The sequence below is a fragment of the Opitutus sp. GAS368 genome (assembly GCF_900104925.1).
Taxonomy (GTDB): Bacteria; Verrucomicrobiota; Verrucomicrobiia; order Opitutales; family Opitutaceae; genus Lacunisphaera.
Map to the genome: position 1 here is coordinate 3595149 of NZ_LT629735.1, position 17615 is coordinate 3612763.

A 17615-nucleotide genomic window follows, 5' to 3' on the forward strand; every position below is an offset into this window, starting at 1 on the left:
TCGGCTCTCCTTGCCCTATCCTGGCGCGTGGCTTCGGGAGCTGCCAGCCGCGGGCGGCTTGGCTGGCCTTGGGCGCGAATAGCCTTGTAACCGCGCCGGCGCCGAACCGTCTTTGTTTTCATCCATTTTGCAAGCCATGAAACACACCCTGCGCTATTGCTTTGTCCTCCTCGCCCTGGCCACCACCGGCCTGTTCGCCGAGGCCGCCACCGAGCCGGTCACGGCTCCCGCCACCGGCCACCACAAGACCCTCAAGGTCGCCAAGAAGGGCGGCAAGAAAGGGGCCCACAAGAAGCACAAAAAGCACAAGAAGAAGGCCGCCAAGTAACCGGGCCCTTCGCTCATCCAGCCCGCGCGATCCGCGCGGGCTTTTTATTTTGGAGGCGCGAGCATCAGTCTCGCAATACTCCGGGGGAGGGCCGGTCTCCGCACCGGCCGCGGCTGGTCCGGAGACCAGCCCTCCGTCTGCAAACCATGAAGCGGCCCGCCGGACGCGGGCCCTCCAGATCATTTTGCCCAGGTGTCCTTGAGCGAGATGGTCCGGTTGAAGACGAGGCGCGGTCCGCCGGCGAGCGGCGACCCTACATTGCTATCCTTTGGATCGAGCGCGAAGTAGCCGAGGCGCTCGAACTGGTAGCGGTCCTCCAGCTGCGCCGTGGCGAGCGAGGCCTCGAGTTTGGCGGTGACAACCTCGAGTGACTTCGGGTTCACGACCTTCAGGAAGTCCTCCTCGGCCGCGGGTTCAGACACGGTGAAAAGGCGGTCGTAGAGTCGCACCTCGGCCTCGAGGCAGTGGCTGGCGCTGACCCAATGGATGGTGCCCTTGACCTTCTTGTCGGCGTTGGGCTGGCCGTGCCGCGTGTCGAGCTGGGCCGTGCAGCGGATCTCGGTAATCACGCCGGTGGCGTCCTTCACGAGTTCGTCGCACTTGATGATGCAGGCGTATTTGAGACGCACCTCACCGCCCGGCTTCAGGCGGAAATATTTCGGCGGCGGCACCTCGGCAAAGTCATCGGTCTCGATGAACACCTCGCGGGTGAGGGCGAGGGGGCGCGTCGTGGGATTCTCGTCCTGTGGGTTGTTCGTTGCCGTGCACTCGATGACTTCACCGGCGGCCAGGTTGGTGAGCACAAGCTTGAGCGGCTTGAGGACGGCGAGGCGGCGGGCCGCTGCGGCGTTGAGTTCCTCACGGACGGCGTGCTCGAACACGGCGATCTCGGTGACGCTGTTGAAGGTCGTGACGCCGACGCCGATGACAAACTTGCGCAGGGCGCTGGCCGGGATGCCGCGACGCCGAAGACCCGAGATCGTGGGCAGGCGCGGGTCGTCCCAGCCGGTGACCACCTTTTCCTGCACGAGGCGCAGGATGTTCCGTTTGCTCAGGAGGGTGTAGGTGGGTACCAGCTTGGCGAATTCGTATTGGTGCGGCAGCGGGCGCGGCAGGCCGAGGTTCTCGAGGATCCAGTCGTAGAGCGCGCGATGCGGGACGAACTCCAGCGAGCATAGGCTGTGGCTGACACCCTCGAGGTAATCGCTGAGGCAGTGGGCGTAGTCGTAGAGCGGATAGAGGCAATGGTTGCCCGCGTGGTAGTGCGCGATGTGACGGATGCGGTAGAGCAGTGGGTCGCGCAGCCACATGTTGGGCGATGCCATGTCGATCTTGCTGCGCAGCGAGCGCGCGCCGTCGGGAAACTCGCCGGCCTTCATGCGCTGGAACAGGTCGAGGTTCTCCGCGACGCTTCGGTGGCGGAAAGGCGAGTCGCGGCCGGGCTTGTCGGGCGCGCCGCGGTATTTTTCCGTATCCTCGGCGCTCAGGTCGCATACGTAGGCCTTGCCGCGCCGGATGAGTTCGAGGGCGTATTCGTAAAGCGTGTCGAAGTAATCACTGGCGAAGAACGGCTCGGCAGACGCCGAGCCAGTTGAGAGCTGAGAGCTGAGAGTTGAGGGATCGACCGGTCCGAGATAGTAATCCGGCTGGCCGTTGCTGGTGACCTGGGCGGGATGTGCGCCCTTGGGTTTGAAACCGAGGCAGTGGTCGGCCCAGCCCTCGATCAGCCAGCGCACGTCGCGGGTGATGGACTCGACATATTCGACCTCCTCCTTGGCCGGGTTGGTGTCGTCGAAGCGCAGGTTGCACATGCCGCCGTGCTCGCGGGCGATGCCGAAGTTCAGGCAGATGGACTTGGCGTGGCCGATGTGCAGGTAACCGTTGGGCTCCGGCGGAAAGCGCGTGACGATCTTCGCGTAGCGCTTCTCGGCGACATGGCCCGCGACGATATCGCGGATGAAGTCACTGGGCGCAGGCGCGGGTGTGGTGTGGTCGACGGACATTCCTCCCCAAGAAGGGGAATCGGCCGGCGCAAGGCAATGACGCAGTTATTCCCCGTGGGTCCAATACCTCGGAGCTTGCTCCGGCTTGATCGGAATGTAGGAGCCTGCTTGCAGGCGATTCGGAACGCCCGCCCCCCGGACCAACCGCGGAATCGCCTACAAGCAGGCTCCTACAAAAATGAAAGGAAACGGGCATGGTGGGTTTGATCAAATGCCCCGGGGCTTGCCCCGGGGATCTTTACTTGGCCGCGCCGGCCGGAGGCAGGGAGGCGAGCAGCTGCTCCAGCCGGGCTTTCCCGGCGGCGTCGGTCCCAAGGGCGAGGCCGGCCTGCGCGACCTTGGCGGCCGTGGGGCTGTCGCCGGCGCGGTGGTAGATCTCCGCGAGTGCATAGTAGAGCGCGGCGTCGCGCGGAAACAGCTTCACGCCTTCCATCAGGACGGCGAGGTGGTCCTTGGGCGGAAGGCTGACGCAGGCCAGCCAGGTCTCGCCGGCGGTTTCATAGGTTTCCGGGAGCGGCGGACCCAGCCGCCGGGCGGGCATGAGGGCCTCGAGGACGCTGTTGATCTGGGGAGCATCCAGCCGCCCGCCAGCCGCCGCGGGCCTGGCCTTGGCCGCCGCGAGGCGCAGGCGCGCCAGCTCGACATAGGCGGCGGGGCGGCGGACACCCGCCTTCACCGCCGCTTCCAGCGCGGCGCGGGCCCGGTCGTTTTCCCCGGCCTGGCTTGCCGCCACGCCGTAGGCCGCGAGGAAGGCCGGTTCGCGGGCTCCGCGGGCATAGCTGCCGGTGTAGGTGGCGAGCGCGTCGTTGGCGCGGCCGGCCAGGCGCTGGGCGTCGCCCTTGATGCGACCGACCTCGGCATCGGTCGCCTCGCGCATGACGATGGGGCCGCCGCCGAGCGGAGGTGCGCCGGCCTTGAGCGTGTAGGTGGTGGAGGTGTGGTTGGTGAAATCGATGTAGCCGCGCAGCTCGTTCAGCATTTGCTTGTAGCTCATCTTGAAGCACTCCCTGAACAACGCCTCGCTGACGGGTTCCTTGGCCAGCCGCTGCGTGAAATTCGTGTAGGCCTCCTTGAAGCGGCCGTTCTCGCCGAAGAGGCAGAGGTGCACGAAGGCGTAGGCCTGCTTGGCCCAGCGATTGTTGCCCAGGGGATTCCTGGCCTCGTTGGAATCGGCGGTTATCGCAAAGAACTGGTCCAGGGGAATCAGGGCGCGGCGCTGCAGCGCGACGTTGAAGGGGCGGTCGCCAACCGAGGTCAGCGCCGGGACGTCCTCGGCCGCAGAGCCGTCATCGGGGGCCGCGCCATCGGGGATCGCGGCGGGTTGCGCGGGTTGGTAGGCGCTGGAATCGACCCGGCCGAAGATGATCCATTTCGGCGTGAACTCCATGGCCATGACGATTTGCGCCATGCCTTCCTGCACCCAGGCGGGGGGAGGAACGTCGCCCTGGCTGAGCAGGTAGCGGACATATTCGCGGTAGAGTTGCTTGTAGGGGTCGACCTCGAAGTTGGTGGTGGAGTTGCCGGCGTCATCGGTCTGTCCGTTCAGCGTGATGACCGAGGCCTGCAAATCGACGATGATGGTGGCCTGCTCGCGGTTGCGCAGAAACAAGCTGGTGGAGCCGGTGTCGGCGGAAGCGTCGGCGGGGGCGGCAAAGTCGGAAAATTTGTTCCGTCGGCCGCACAGGATGAGGGTGCGGGCCGGCGCACCGGCGCGCTGGGGCTGCGGCCAGACCACCTCCAGGGCCTGTTGGAAAATCTGAAAATCGCGCAGCAGGCGCTTGCTCGCGCCCTCGGCGGCGTTGGACAGCACCTCGGTGCCGTCTTCCAGCCGGACGTATTGCCAGGATTCGGGCGGTGGCGGGAGGCGCACGTCGGTGACCGACACATCCGGCAGCTTGACGACTTCGCCCGCGGTTTCGGGGCTGGCCGACGGGGCGGAAAGCGCGAGCCCGGACAGGGCAAGTGAAACAACCGCCAATGGGCCACAGAGCCCGGAACCGAGGAAGGGGAAGCGCATGGGGTAAAAAGACTGACTGCAGAGTCAAAGACTGGCCGGCGCCGCGGCGGTAGCCAGCGGGTCCGAAGTCATATCGATAAATTGGCGCGGGCGATGGACAACTCCTCTTTCGAGGGATGGAAGGTTGTCTGGCGGCCGGCGGCTGGTGTCGGGCGAGTGGGAGAGTTACGCTCAGACCACCGAAGTCTCATCCGCGGCCGTAGGGCGGGGCGGTCCGGCCCCTGCCGGGAGTCAGGCCGTCGGAACCCATTTCCTTGATGAGGCTGGTGAAATAGGGGATGAGCTGTTTCTTGCGGCTGACCACGCCGGGCAGGTCGAAGATCTCGTCCTGCTCCACATGCGAGTAAGAAATGCGGCGGATCAGCTCGGGGTCGCCCTTGACCAGCATGAGGGAATTCTGGGTGTTGATGTCGGTGACGAGCAGGGCGGCAAACGCGAGTTTCTCCGCGGTGCGCACGTCGGCCAGTGCGCCGGCCAGGACCTTGGCGTGCTGCCAGAAGTTGTCGAAGCCGAGTTCCTCGACCTGCGAGACGGCGAAGCGCACGCCCTCCTCGTCGTAGACCTTGAAGTCGGAGCGGACGACCTTGTCGGGCGGGCTGGCCAGGATGACCGAGCCGGAGCTGAAGATGAGCTGGGCGAGTTCCTGGGCCTTGAGGTCGGCGAGGGATTGGAGCCAGCTGAGCACCTCGGCATCCTTGGCGGTGGAGGTCGGGCTCTGGAGCAGCAGCGTGTCGGAGATGAGCCCGGCCATCATGATGCCCGCGAGGTTGGGCGTGGGGGTGAGCTGCTGGCGGCGGAAAAGGTCGGCGATGATGGTGCAGGTGGAGCCGACGGGCTCGTTGATGAACAGGATGGGCTGCGGGGTGGCCATCGGCCCGAGGCGGTGGTGGTCGATGATCTCGGTGATCGTAACCTCGTCGGCGCCGGGCACGGCCTGGGTCAGCTCGTTGTGGTCCACCAGCACGAGGCGGGTGGGCACGGGCTTGAGGAGGTCGCTCTTCGTGAGGATGCCCAGCAACGTGCCGTCCTCGCTGGTCACCATCATGGCGTTCGGCCCGCCTTGGGCGAATTTCCGGCGGACCTCGGTGATGCGGCTGTCGGGATTGAGCATGGCGAACTCGCGGTCGGCCAGCTGCTCGATCGTGGAAGCGGTGCGGACGAACCAGGCGGTGGTCGCCGTGTCGTGCTGGCTGACGAGGATGCTGACACCATGGGTCTTCGCCAGGGTGACGATCGAGGGATCGACCGGCAGATTGCCGCTGACGATGATCGCGCGGATGCCGAGCTCGATGGCGCGCTGCTGGATGTCGCGCCGGTCGCCAACGATGATGATGGAGCGGCCGGGCGGGATGTGGTCCTTCTCGGAGATTTTCCAGAACGTGCCCACGTCCATCGCGCCGATGCGCACAAACAGTTCCTCGAGCCGGTCGCCCTCGACGAGGTGGAGCACGGAGGCGCCGAGTGACTGCACGATGCGGGCGAGGCTGGTGCGGACCTGGCGCAGGGCGCGCGGTTCGTCGAGGCGGGGAATGAAGAAGTGCCCCAGCTGGGTCAGGGCGATGGTGCCGGTCGCCCGGTTGTCGGAGGACACGATCGGCAGGACGCTCAGCTGGTGCCGGTCGATCAGCCGCAAGGCCTCGGCGCAAGTGGTTCCCAGGCTGACGGCGATGGGGTTGACCGTCATGAGGTCGTGGACGCGGGGGGAGACGTCGCTCAGGTAAAGCGGCAGCGGGGTGCGGAAGCGCTCGAGGATCGCGTCGATGCGGGCGTTGGAATTGCCGCAGCGGGCGGCGACATAGCCCGTTTCGCCGCGCGCCTCCTTGAAGGCGGCATAGGCGATGGCCGAGCAGATCGAGTCGGCGTCGGGATTCTTGTGACCGATGACAAAAGTGGGCGTGGCGGAGGCCATGGTTTAGGTCGCGCAGCCTACGGCGCGGCGTGCGCCGAGGTGAAGCGCAATTATGGAGCCACGGCGACCTCGCCGTGGGATATCGCAGCGGGGTCGCTGCGGCGCCAGAGCTCCAGATTCAGCTCAAGGAGCCTTCTCCGCCGGCGTGCCTGCCAGGCTGCCGATTCCCGCGGGCGGCGTGGCGTAGACGCGGGGATTGATGGCCGCGTTGCTGTTGAAGGGCAGGGCCTGGAGGAGGGAGCTGCCCTTGCGGCCGTTGTTGAGCGTGAGCTGGGTGGCCGCCTCGGTGAGGTTGGGGTAGAACTGGATGTTGCCACCGAGAAAGGCGATGTGGCCGCCGGTGTCCTTGTAGGTGCCGGTGTCGGGGCTCCAGGTGCCGGTGGCGAGCAGGCCGCGGGTGAAGGCCACAGGGGTCGACGGCGGATCGCTCATCCGCAGGCCGCCGACGAACTCGAAGCTGAGGATGCGGTTGGTGACGAAGCTCGGGTCGAGCACCGCGCGGTTGGACGGGCTGACGATGGCCACCGGGAAGGTGCCGTTGAAGGCCGGGTCGTTTTTCGCGAAATAGAAGGTCGGATCGGTCAGGATGCCGCGCTGGGCGAGGATGCCGGCCCAGAGGAACGGGCCCTGGCCGCCGGTGACGGGCGCGGGGCTTTGGGCGATGATCGCGGCGGGGTCGGGCAGGCGGTCGTTGTTGTCCGCGGCGTAGATCGTGGCGGCCTTGACGATCTCGCGCAGGTTGTTGGCGTCGACCGTGCGCTGGGCGGTTTCGCGGACCTTGCCGACGGTGGGGAAGATCAGGGCGGCGAGGATGCCGATGATGGCAATGACCGTGAGCAGCTCGATGAGTGTGAAGCCCTTTGGGTCGGAAGGAGGACGCGTTTTCATGATGATGCAAAAGGCGGCCCGCACCGGCACAGTGCATACCCCGAAGGAACGAACACAAGTCCATTCTCGTGACGGGGCTGGACAACCGCGGGGCCTTTGCTGGAATGTCGCCATCATGGTCATTTATCTTGATGGCAAGTATGTCGATTCCGCCGAGGCGAAAGTCTCGGTCTTTGACCACGGCCTGCTTTACGGCGACGGCGTGTTCGAGGGCATCCGCATTTACGGCGGCAATGTCTACCGGCTCGACGACCACTTGGAGCGCCTCGAGATGTCCGCCAAGGCCATCATGCTCTCCGTCCCGCTCGATCGCGCCGCGATGTCCGAGGCGGTCTGCGAGACCTGCCGTAGGAACAATCTCAAGGACGGTTACATCCGTCTCGTCATCACGCGCGGCGTGGGCGACCTCGGCCTGGCCCCGTGGCTGTGCGAAAAGCCGTCGCTCTTCATCATCGCAAGCAAGATCTCCCTCTACCCGCAGGAATACTACGACAACGGCCTCGCCATCGTCACCGTGCCGACGCGCCGGATCGCGCCGGATGCGCTGCCGTCGACGGTCAAGTCGCTCAATTACCTGAACAACATCCTGGCCAAGATCGAGGCCAAGCAGGCCGGCGCCCTCGAGGCCATCATGCTCAACCAGCAGGGCTACGTCGCCGAGTGCACCGCGGACAACATCTTCACCGTGTATAAGGGCGAGATCTTCACGCCGGCCGCCTCGCAGGGCGCCCTCAAGGGCATCACCCGCGCCACCGTCTTCGACATCGCCAAGGAGCTCGCCATCCCGATGCGCGAGGCCGACCTGACGCGCTACGACGTCTGGTGCGCCGACGAGTGCTTCCTGACGGGCACCGGCGCCGAGGTCATCCCCGTGGTGAAGCTCGATGGTCGCGTCATTGGCACCGGCAAGCCCGGCCCGGTCACCGACCGGGTGCGCGGCAGCTTCCGCCAGCGGGTGCTGGTCGAGGGCACCCGGACCTGAGGTCGCGGGCGAGGTCGCCCGCGCTCCATCCACCTTGGAGCCACGGCGACCCCGCCGTGGAATTCCCCGCCTCCGCGCTTGCTTTGCGCGGGCGGCCTTGGCACACGTTTTGCAGGGAAGAAAGGGCCTGCGCCCGACGCATTTGCGTTTCCGGGGCGGGGCGTTATCCTCACGCTTAAATCACCTCCATGGCCAACCCTCTCAAGTGCGACCTCTGTGCGAAGCCCGCCACCGTCCACCTCACGCAGATCGTCAACAGCAAGATACACAAAGTCGATCTGTGCGAGGCCTGTGCGCAGGCCAAGGGCGTGACTGACCCCAGCGGCTTCTCCCTGGCCGACCTGCTGCTCAAGGCCTCCCTCAATCCCGAGCCCGCCGGCGACACCAAGTGCGAGTCCTGCGGGTTCACCCAGCAGGATTTCAAGAAGACCGGCCGCTTCGGCTGCCCGGCCTGCTACAGCCACTTCAGCGCGTTGCTCGAGCCCATGCTCGACACCATGCACAAGGGCAGCACGCACACCGGCAAGGTCCCGCAGCGCGCCCTGGCCCGCAAATCCCTCTACGAGCGCCTCACCCAACTCGAAACCGAGCTCGACCAGGCCATCAAGGCCGAGCGTTATGAGGATGCGGCGCGCTACCGTGATGAAATCTCCCAAGTCCGTTCGACGTCCGACCGCAAGGCCGGCGCGAAACATGAAGATTAACGAACTCATCGAGTCCCACTCCGAGCTGACGGACACCGCCGCCAGCAAGAGTGCCGTCGTGCTCATGACGCGCATCCGCCTGGCGCGGAACCTCGCCGCGCAGCCGTTCCCCGGCTGGGCGAAGGACGCGCAAAAGCGCGAGATCCGCGACCAGTGCATGCAGGCCGTCGCCGCGCTGCCGCAGATGAAGCGCGGCCTCGCCATCCCGGTCGAGACCCTCGACGAGCTGCAGAAGCAGATCCTGGTCGAGCGCCACCTCATCAGCCGCGAGCTCTGCCACGCCAAGTCCGGCTCGGGCATCGTCATCAGCAAGGACCAGTCCTGTGTCGTGATGGTGAACGAGGAGGACCACCTGCGCATCCAGGTTTTGCGCGCCGGCTTCCAGTTCAAGAAAGTCTGGGCGACGATCAACCAGCTCGACACCGACCTCGAGGAGCACATGGACTACGCCTTCTCGCCCAAGCTCGGCTACCTGTCGGCGTGCCCGACCAATCTCGGCACGGGCATCCGCGCCTCGGCCATGATGCACCTGCCGGCGCTGGTCATCTCCAGCCAGATGGAAAAGGTCGTCCGCGCCGTCAACCAGCTCGGCATGGCCGTGCGCGGCCTGTTCGGCGAGGGCTCGGACGCGAGCGGCAGCATCTTCCAGATTTCCAACCAGACCACGCTCGGCGAGAGCGAGGAAGGCATCATCAAGCACCTGCACGGCGTCCTTACGACCATCGTCGACCAGGAGCTCAACGCCCGCGAGAGACTGCTCGAGACCGACCCGAACAAGCTGTTCGACAAGATCGGTCGCGCCTTTGGCATCCTGCAGAACGGCTATCTCCTCAATTCCGGCGAGGCCATGAACCTGCTCTCGCTCATCCGGCTCGGCATCGACCTTGGCATCTTCCCCGACGCCCAGCGCGCCGTGGTGGACCGCCTCTTCATCGAGTGCCAGCCCGGCCACGTGCAGCACGCGGCCAAGGGCGCCTTCGAGCCCAGCCAGCGCGACGTCCTGCGCGGCGAGCGCCTGCGCGCCGAATTTGCCAAAGTGACCGCTCCTGACTTCAGTCACGCCGCCAAGTAACCGCTTTACCAATACCACTCCATGGAACCAATGAACAACTTCACGCCGCGCGCCCAGCAGGTGCTGGCGCTCGCCCGCAAGGAAGCGGACCGCTTCCACCATAACTATGTCGGCACCGAGCACCTCCTGCTCGGGCTGATCAAGCTGGGGCAGGGCGTGGCCGTGAGCGTCCTCCAGAAGATGGGCCTCGACCTCGAGACCGTGCGCGGCGAGGTCGAGAAGCAGGTCGGCATCGGCCAGGAGTCCAAGACCCCCGTCGGCAGCATCCCCTACACGCCCCGCGTGAAGAAGGTGCTCGCGCTGGCCGGCAAGGAGGCCAAGGCCCTCAACCATTCCTACGTCGGCACCGAGCACATCCTGCTCGGCCTGCTCCGCGAGGGCGAGGGCGTGGCCGCCCGCGTGCTCAAGACTCTCGAGGTCGACATCGAGCGCACCCGCAACGAGATTCTCCGCGAGCTCGATCCCCAGTTCTCCTCCGGCCAGGGCGGCGACGCCCCGTCGGCCAGCGCCGGCGGTTCCGGCGGCGGCGGCGAGGAAGTCGCCCCGCGCAGCGAGGGCTCCGGCGACAAGAAGGAAGTCAAGACGCCCGCCCTCAAGGCGTTCGGCCGCGATCTCACCGAGCTGGCCCGCAAGGGCGAGATGGACCCCGTCGTGGGCCGCCAGAAGGAAATTTCCCGCGTCATCCAGATCCTCTGCCGCCGCACCAAGAACAACCCGGTGCTCGTGGGCGAGGCCGGCGTGGGCAAGACCGCCATCGTCGAGGGCCTCGCGCAGGAGATTGCCAAGGGCAACGTGCCCGAGATCCTCGCCGACAAGAAGGTCATCACCCTCGACCTCGCGCTGATGGTCGCCGGCACGAAATACCGCGGCCAGTTTGAGGAGCGCATCAAGGCCGTCATGGACGAGATCAAGCGCTCGAAGAACGTCATCATCTTCATCGACGAGCTCCACACCATCGTCGGTGCCGGCGCCGCCGAGGGCGCGATGGACGCCTCCAACATCTTCAAGCCCGCCCTGTCCCGCGGCGAGCTGCAGTGCATCGGCGCGACCACGCTCAACGAATACCGCAAGTATATCGAGAAGGACAGCGCGCTCGACCGCCGCTTCCAGAGCGTGAAGGTCGAGGCCCCGTCCGTGGAGGACACCATCCTTATCCTCAAGGGCATCCGCGGCAAATACGAGGAGCACCACAAGGCCACCTTCACCGACAAGGCGCTCGAGACCGCCGCCAAGCTGTCCGACCGCTACATCACCGGCCGCTTCCTGCCCGACAAGGCCATCGATGTCATGGACGAGGCCGGCTCACGCGCCCGCATCACGACCCTGAACCGCCCGCCCGAGATCGAGGCGCTCGGCAAGGAGATCGAGGCCGTCTGCACCAAGAAGGAGCAGGCCATCGCCGCCCAGCACTTCGAGGAGGCCGCGAAGTTTCGCGATCAGGAAAAGCAGCTCCGGATCAAGCAGGAGGAGCAGATTGAGAACTGGAAGAAGACCCGCGACGAGCACCGCATCGTCGTCGACGAGGAGCAGATGACCATCGTCGTTGCCGAGTGGACGGGCATTCCGCTCAGCCGCATGGAAAAGAAGGAGAGCGAGCGCCTGCTCAACCTCGAGGTCGAGTTGCAGACCGCCATCGTCGGCCAGAATCCCGCGACCATCGCCATCGCCCGCGCCCTGCGCCGCTCGCGCGCCGACCTCAAGGACCCGCGCCGCCCGATCGGCTCGTTCATGTTCATGGGTCCGACCGGCGTCGGCAAGACTGAGCTCGCCAAGCAGCTCGCCGCCCAGATGTTCGGGTCCCAGGACGCGATCATCCAGATCGACATGTCGGAATACATGGAGAAGTTCGCCGTCTCGCGCCTCGTCGGTTCGCCTCCGGGCTACGTCGGCTACGAGGAGGGCGGCCAGCTCACCGAGGCCGTCCGCCGCCGCCCGTATTCCGTCGTGCTCTTCGACGAGATCGAGAAGGCGCATCCCGACGTCGTGCAGCTCCTGCTGCAGATTCTCGAGGACGGCCGCCTGACCGATTCGCTCGGCCGCACCGTGGATTTCCGGAACACCATCATCATCATGACGACCAACGTCGGCGCGCAGCTCATCCAGCGCCAGACCACGATGGGCTTCGCCGCGGCCAACGCGTCGGACTTCCACGACATGGACAAGCTGAAGGAAAAGGTGCTCGAGGAGGCCAAGCGCATCTTCAAGCCCGAGTTCCTGAACCGCATCAACGACCTCGTGGTGTTCAAGCCGCTCAACAAGGAAGACCTGCTCAAGATCGTCGAGATCGAGGCGTCCAAGGTCATCAAGCGCCTCTCCGCGCGCAATATCCTCCTGGAGTTCACGCCCGAGTCGAAGACCCTGCTCATCGAGAAGGGCTACGACGAGAAATACGGCGCGCGCCCGCTGCGCCGGGCCGTCGAGCACTACCTCGAGGATCCGCTCGCCGAGGCCCTGCTCCGCGGCGAGGTGAAGGAGCACGAGCCCATCCTCGTCGTCCGCAACGGCGACAAGCTGGAGTTCAAGACCAAGTCACCCACGGCCGAGAGCGGCGTGTCGTCCTGAGTTAGCCATTTCACGCCGCCGGCGCCTTGCGTGCCGGCGGCGTTTTGTTTTGCTCCGGTGATGCTGAAGCGACTCGCCCTTCTTGCGCTGTTGCTGGGAACGCGCGTCGCCTGGGCGCAGGAGGATGCGGTCATTCCCGCCGCGGAAATAGCCCGGGGGCCGTCGCCGGCGCGGATCACGACGCTGGTGAACCGGGCGGCGACGCAGGGCTGGGGCAGTGTGGTGCCGGCATTGCGCACCGCGGCCCGGCAGGCCTATGAGACCAATTCCGGCTACGTGCCGGCGTGGTATTACCTGTATCGCTGGGCCGAGATGCTGGCCACGCCCTACAACCAGGCGCTCACTGACTGGATCGCCGCGGTCGAGAAAGCGGGCGTGGCGCATCCGAACATGTCGTCGACCTACGCCTATCACCCCGGGGCGCTCTCGGCGCAGTTGTCGCGCGAAGCCCAGCTGGCGCTGTTGGGCAATGTGGCCCTGTCGGAGGAGTTCTTCACGCTGTTGTCGCCGGTCGATTGCCCGTGGGAGGTGCTGGCGATCCTCCAGAAGATCTACCAGCAGGACCCCGCGCTCTTTGCCGACTACGGCAGTCTGGCCCTGGCCATTGCGGTCGTCTACGACGTGCCGCCACCGCCCAACTGGCCGCACGGCCAGGTCAGTGCCACTGTGCTGCCGCGCAAGTTGCCGGCACCCGAGCAGGCGTTCGCCTACTGGGCGAAACTCGACCGGACCGGCGCCACGCTGCAGCATCTGCGCCGGCTGCCGGCCAGCGAACTCAAATTCCTCGTGGATATCGCGGTGCCCCTTAGTGAGCTCGACTGGGCGCGCCTGAACGTGCCGTCGGGGTTGGGCGACTTTGAAAAGGCCTACCTCATGGTCAAATACCGGAAGGACCGGCTGGAGCAGAATGTCGATGCCTGGCCGGGCGCGGATTACCGGCTGGCGAGCATCCTCGCGCAGGGTGGCATCTGCGTGGATCAGGCATTTTTCGCCAGCACGGCCGGCAAGGCGAAGGGGATCCCCACGATCATGTTTCTCGGTGCGGGGCTCGACGGGCGCCACGCCTGGTTCGGTTATCTCGACGGCAACCAGCACTGGCAGCTGGATTGCGGGCGTTATGCCGAACAGAAATTCATCAGCGGCATCGCCTACGATCCGCAGACTTGGGGCAACATGAACGATCACGAACTGCTTTTCATCACCGAGCGCTTCCGGGCGCTGCCGACCTACAAGCTCTCCGACATACACGCGGCCTTCGCCACGGAATACCTGTTCGCCGGCGAGCCGGCCCTGGCGCTCAAGGCGGCGCACGAGGCGGTCAACCGCGACCGGCGCAACCTGGCCGGCTGGAACGTGCTCCTCGAGGCGCAGGCCGCCGCCAGCCCCGACCTGCGGGCCCGCGAGGCCATCCTGCGCGACGCCGTGCTGGCATTCCAGAAATACCCCGACCTGGAGATCGCGTTTTCCCGCCAGCTGGTGGAGGTGCTGCGACAGCGCGGGGAGACCAGTCTGGCGGCCTTTGAGGAGCAACGGCTGGGCACGAAATACCAGGCGACCCGGGGTGACCTCAGCATCGAGCAGGCGGCGGCCACGGTGGACCGCAGCATGAAGGCGGACGACGTGGCGACGCAGATCAAGGTCTACAACCGGGTGCTCGACACGGCCGGGCAGGGGCAGGCGATCGATTTCTATGACAAGGTGGTGGCGCCCTTTGTCCTGCACCTGGCCTCGGTCAACCAGGTGCCGGCGGCGCTCCAGTCCCTCGACCGGGCCCGGCGCACCCTGCGGGTGGAGGCCGGCAAACAGCTGGATCTGGAGATGGCGGACATGGCCGTCCGGCTGAAAACGGGACGGAAATAGGGCGCGAGAACAAGAAACCCCCTTGCCGGTTTCGGCCATTGTAGGAGGGGCTTTATGCCCCGATTGCGTCGGCGAATTAGCAGCCATCGGGGCGTAAAGCTCCTCCTACAGGAAAAAGTGAGAAAAATGCTTCCCGGTTGAACCTTTCCGGCTTGTGAGCGTCATACAGCCGACTTCACTCACACTCTCTCCCATGCTCGACATCATCAAGGGCGCCGGCCTGCTCATCTATCCGCTCGCACTCTGCTCCGTCATCGCCGTCTATATCATCGCCGAACGGCTCTATGCCCTGCGCAAGGACGCCGTCCTGCCCGACGAACTGGTTGACGCCATCGTCGAAGGCCGGGTGACCCAGATCGGGAAGAATTCGGTGCTCGCGCGCATCGTGGAATTCTCCGAACGCCACAAGGACGACCCCGAGGCGGTCAAGGCATTTGCCCGGCTGGAGATCAATCGCATGGAACGGGGCGTGCCTTACCTCGATGTCATCTATGTGGTGTCACCGATGCTCGGGCTGACCGGCACGGTGTTCGGCCTGCTCCGCGTGTTCTCCCAGATTTCCCCCGAGACCGGCCTGCCCGATCCGGTGGCCTTCACCAAGGGCGTGTCGCTGGCCCTGTCCGCCACCCTGATCGGCCTGCTCGTCGCGATCATCGCGGTGGTGCCCGCCGGTTACCTGCAGCGGAAAGTGGAGAACCACGCGGTCAAGATCGACCTGCTGCTGGAGCGCATCCTCGCGCGGATCACCAAGTCATGAGCGGGCTTTACAGGAAACGGTCGCGGCGGAAGGAACTCAACCTGCTGCCGCTGATCGATGTGCTCGTGATGCTGGTCTTCTTTGCCTTCGTCACGATGCAGTTCCGGTCCATCACGACGATGAACCTGACCCTGCCCAAGGTGGAGACGGCCGGCAAAAGCGAGCTAAAGGAATCGCTGACCATCAGCATCACCAAGGACGGCGGGGTCGACGTCAACGGTCACGCGGCGACCATGGAGAAGCTGGACGAGCTGGTCCGGCAGCTGGGCACCATCACGAAGGACATCACGGTCGTCATCCGCTCGGATGAAAACACGCCGCTGCGCTTTGTGACCCAGGCGATGGATGTCTGCCGCAAGCAGGGCCTGAACAAGATCCGGCTGCAGTCGCGGTAAGATTGGTCGGTTTTTGACCACGGATAACACGGATTATCACGGATTGCCCGTGTCTCCATCCGTGTCTATCCGTGTAATCCGTGGTTAAATCTGTCTCGAAGAAAATCCTCATCACCGGCGTCACCCGCGGGCTCGGCCGCGCGCTGGCCGAGTGGTATATTGCGAACGGCCACACCGTCATCGGGTGCGGCCGCAGCGCCGAGGTGCTCAACCTGCGCTTCACTTTTCCGGCGCCGCACGATTTCACCGCGCTCGACGTGGTGGAGGAAAACCGGGTGGCGCTGTGGGCCGAGAAGGTGCTGGCGGTGCACGGCGCGCCCGACCTGCTCATCAACAATGCCGCCCTCATGAACACCCCGGCCCCGCTGTGGGCGGTGCCGGCGCGGGAGTTCAACCAGCTGATCGACGTGAACATCAAGGGGGTGGCGAACGTCCTCCGCCACTTCGTGCCCGCGATGGTGGCCCGGAAGTCCGGCGTGATCGTCAATTTGAGCTCCGGCTGGGGGCGCAGCACCGCGCCGGAGGTGGCGCCCTATTGTGCGTCGAAATATGCGATCGAGGGCCTGACCAAGGCGCTGGCCCAGGAACTGCCAGCCGGCATGGCGGCCGTGCCGCTCAACCCCGGCGTGATCGACACCGACATGCTCCGGCAGGCGTGGAGCGATGGTGCCTCCAGTTACCCCAAGGCCGGGGCTTGGGCGAAGGTCGCGGCGCCTTATATCCTCAAACTGGGCCCCAAGGACAACGGCCAGTCGGCCAGCGTCACGGCTTTCGAGGACTGAGTTGCCTGAAGGTGGAACCCGGCCTCCGGACGGGTTTTCTTGGTGTGAGTCCACCAAACCCGTCCGGAGGCCGGGTTCCACCTTGGCCAGCCGTTGGGCAAATGGGGGCTTGTGCCGGGCCGAAAAAAGCCGGCATAAACAGGCACCCCATGAAACGTGTTTTCGTCTCCGGCTGCTACGACATCATCCACGCCGGGCATGCGCAGTTTTTCGAGGAGGCCCGCGCGCTCGGCGGCCACCTGACGGTGTGCTTTGCCTCGTCCGATGTGCTCTGGCGGCACAAGCAGCGCCGCAGCTCGCTGCCGGATGACCACAAGCGGGCGGTGCTTGCCGCGCTGCGGATGGTGGATGAGGTGGTGGTGGGGGAGGGGCTGGAGCCCGGCATCGATTTCCGGGAGCACTTCCTGCGCCTGCGGCCCGACATCCTGGCGGTGACGGAGGACGACAAGTATGCGGCGCTCAAGCGCGAGCTTTGCGCCCAGGTCGGCGCGGAATACGTGGTGCTGCCGAAGACCCCGCCCAAGTGCGAGCCGGTCTCGACCACCGGCATCGTGCGCTTCATTCGCGCGCCGGATGAGGCGCCGCTGCGGGTCGATTTCGGCGGCGGGTGGCTGGACGTGCCGCGCTTCGCCCGGGCCGGGGCCTACATCGTCAACTGCACGATCTCGCCCACCGTGTCGCTGCGCGAATGGGGCTATGAGCAGAACGCCGGCCTCGGCGGCAGCGCGGCGTGGGCGTTGCTGAACGGCCAGGATTGCTTCGTCTCGGAGTCCGACCTCGGGGTCGGCTGGCAGGACCCGGCGGTGATCACCGAGACGGGCCTCTGCGTCTGGCGCAGCGGCCCGCGGCCTGGACTCGAGGTGAAGTGCAGCGGGGATTTCCTGCGCGGCCGCATGGCCCTCTACTGGTCGGGCAAGCAGCACTCGACGCCCGGCGTGGTGAACCGCCCGCGGGATTACGCCGGCATCGCCTGGGCCGGGGCCCTGGCCCGGGACGGGGTATGGGCCGGCAGCATCGAGCAGATCGCCGCCGGGGTGCGCGCCTCCTACGCGGTGCAACGGGCCGAGGGGATGGAGCCGCTGCCGGGCGATTCGCCCGTGGCCGAGGTGGCCGCCTGCCGCCCGCTCGCGTGGAAATACTGCGGCGGCGGGTTTGGCGGCTATGCCGTGTATCTCTTCGGCGAGCCGGTCCACCGCGATGCCGCCTGCCGGCTGCCCGGTTTCCGCGTCATCGAGCCCTACGTCGCCGTCCAGCGCTAGAGGCGAACGTTGACTGCGGACGACAGCTTCAAGGTGCTCGCGGTGGGCGATGCCAGCCACATTCCGCCGAACCTGCAGAGCGGGCTGAGCGCCGCCG

The 17615-nt window shown here is 66.0% G+C and carries 14 protein-coding genes; 10 read left to right on the forward strand and 4 right to left on the reverse strand.

The features are described from left to right. The first annotated feature begins 136 nt into the window (after window positions 1–136). Window positions 137–328: a hypothetical protein gene (locus BLU29_RS15260; RefSeq protein ID WP_091059695.1), complete on the forward strand. Its 192-nt coding sequence runs from the start codon at window positions 137–139 to the stop codon at window positions 326–328. A gap of 179 nt (window positions 329–507) precedes the next feature. Here BLU29_RS15260 and glnS read toward each other — a convergent pair whose 3' ends face one another. From glnS to BLU29_RS15280, 4 genes are all read right to left on the reverse strand, one after another. Next, window positions 508–2331 (reverse strand): glutamine--tRNA ligase, encoded by a 1824-nt coding sequence (gene glnS, locus BLU29_RS15265; protein WP_091059697.1) that lies wholly within the window; start codon window positions 2329–2331, stop codon window positions 508–510. A 238-nt stretch (window positions 2332–2569) separates the two neighbouring features. Then, a complete protein-coding gene (locus BLU29_RS15270) occupies window positions 2570–4348 on the reverse strand; it encodes a hypothetical protein (RefSeq protein ID WP_091059699.1) in 1779 nt (592 codons plus the stop codon). A gap of 187 nt (window positions 4349–4535) precedes the next feature. Then, entirely contained in the window at window positions 4536–6257 is a 1722-nt protein-coding gene (locus BLU29_RS15275) for a putative manganese-dependent inorganic diphosphatase (protein WP_091059701.1), read from the reverse strand. 123 nt (window positions 6258–6380) lie between these two features. Further along, window positions 6381–7145, reverse strand: a complete 765-nt coding sequence (locus BLU29_RS15280) for a type II secretion system protein (protein WP_091061196.1) — start codon at window positions 7143–7145, stop codon at window positions 6381–6383. 115 nt (window positions 7146–7260) lie between these two features. Here BLU29_RS15280 and ilvE point away from each other — a divergent pair, with 115 nt between their 5' ends. The 9 genes from ilvE (at window position 7261) to BLU29_RS15325 (ending at window position 17518) form a co-directional block, all read left to right on the forward strand. After that, a complete protein-coding gene (ilvE, locus tag BLU29_RS15285) occupies window positions 7261–8127 on the forward strand; it encodes a branched-chain-amino-acid transaminase (RefSeq protein ID WP_091059703.1) in 867 nt (288 codons plus the stop codon). A 188-nt stretch (window positions 8128–8315) separates the two neighbouring features. Beyond that, window positions 8316–8831, forward strand: a complete 516-nt coding sequence (locus BLU29_RS15290) for a UvrB/UvrC motif-containing protein (protein WP_091059706.1) — start codon at window positions 8316–8318, stop codon at window positions 8829–8831. Further along, complete coding sequence (locus tag BLU29_RS15295) at window positions 8821–9903, forward strand: protein arginine kinase (protein WP_091059708.1); 1083 nt, start codon at window positions 8821–8823, stop codon at window positions 9901–9903. Before BLU29_RS15290 ends, BLU29_RS15295 begins: the two co-directional genes overlap by 11 nt. Before the next feature lie 21 nt (window positions 9904–9924). After that, window positions 9925–12465, forward strand: a complete 2541-nt coding sequence (locus tag BLU29_RS15300; RefSeq protein ID WP_091059711.1) for an ATP-dependent Clp protease ATP-binding subunit — start codon at window positions 9925–9927, stop codon at window positions 12463–12465. A 60-nt stretch (window positions 12466–12525) separates the two neighbouring features. Then, window positions 12526–14325, forward strand: coding sequence for a hypothetical protein (locus BLU29_RS15305; RefSeq protein WP_091059713.1), 1800 nt, complete (start codon window positions 12526–12528; stop codon window positions 14323–14325). Window positions 14326–14518: 193 nt separating this feature from the next. Then, window positions 14519–15082 (forward strand): MotA/TolQ/ExbB proton channel family protein, encoded by a 564-nt coding sequence (locus tag BLU29_RS15310; protein WP_091059716.1) that lies wholly within the window; start codon window positions 14519–14521, stop codon window positions 15080–15082. Further along, on the forward strand, window positions 15079–15477 hold the full coding sequence (locus tag BLU29_RS15315) for a biopolymer transporter ExbD (RefSeq protein ID WP_091059718.1): 399 nt from the start codon (window positions 15079–15081) through the stop codon (window positions 15475–15477). The genes BLU29_RS15310 and BLU29_RS15315 overlap by 4 nt, the downstream gene beginning before the upstream one ends. Before the next feature lie 80 nt (window positions 15478–15557). Then, window positions 15558–16259, forward strand: coding sequence for an SDR family NAD(P)-dependent oxidoreductase (locus BLU29_RS15320; RefSeq protein ID WP_091059721.1), 702 nt, complete (start codon window positions 15558–15560; stop codon window positions 16257–16259). A 149-nt stretch (window positions 16260–16408) separates the two neighbouring features. Next, the gene (locus BLU29_RS15325) at window positions 16409–17518 is read left to right on the forward strand and encodes an adenylyltransferase/cytidyltransferase family protein (RefSeq protein ID WP_091059723.1); all 1110 of its coding nucleotides are present in this window, start codon (window positions 16409–16411) and stop codon (window positions 17516–17518) included. Window positions 17519–17615 lie beyond the last annotated feature (97 nt).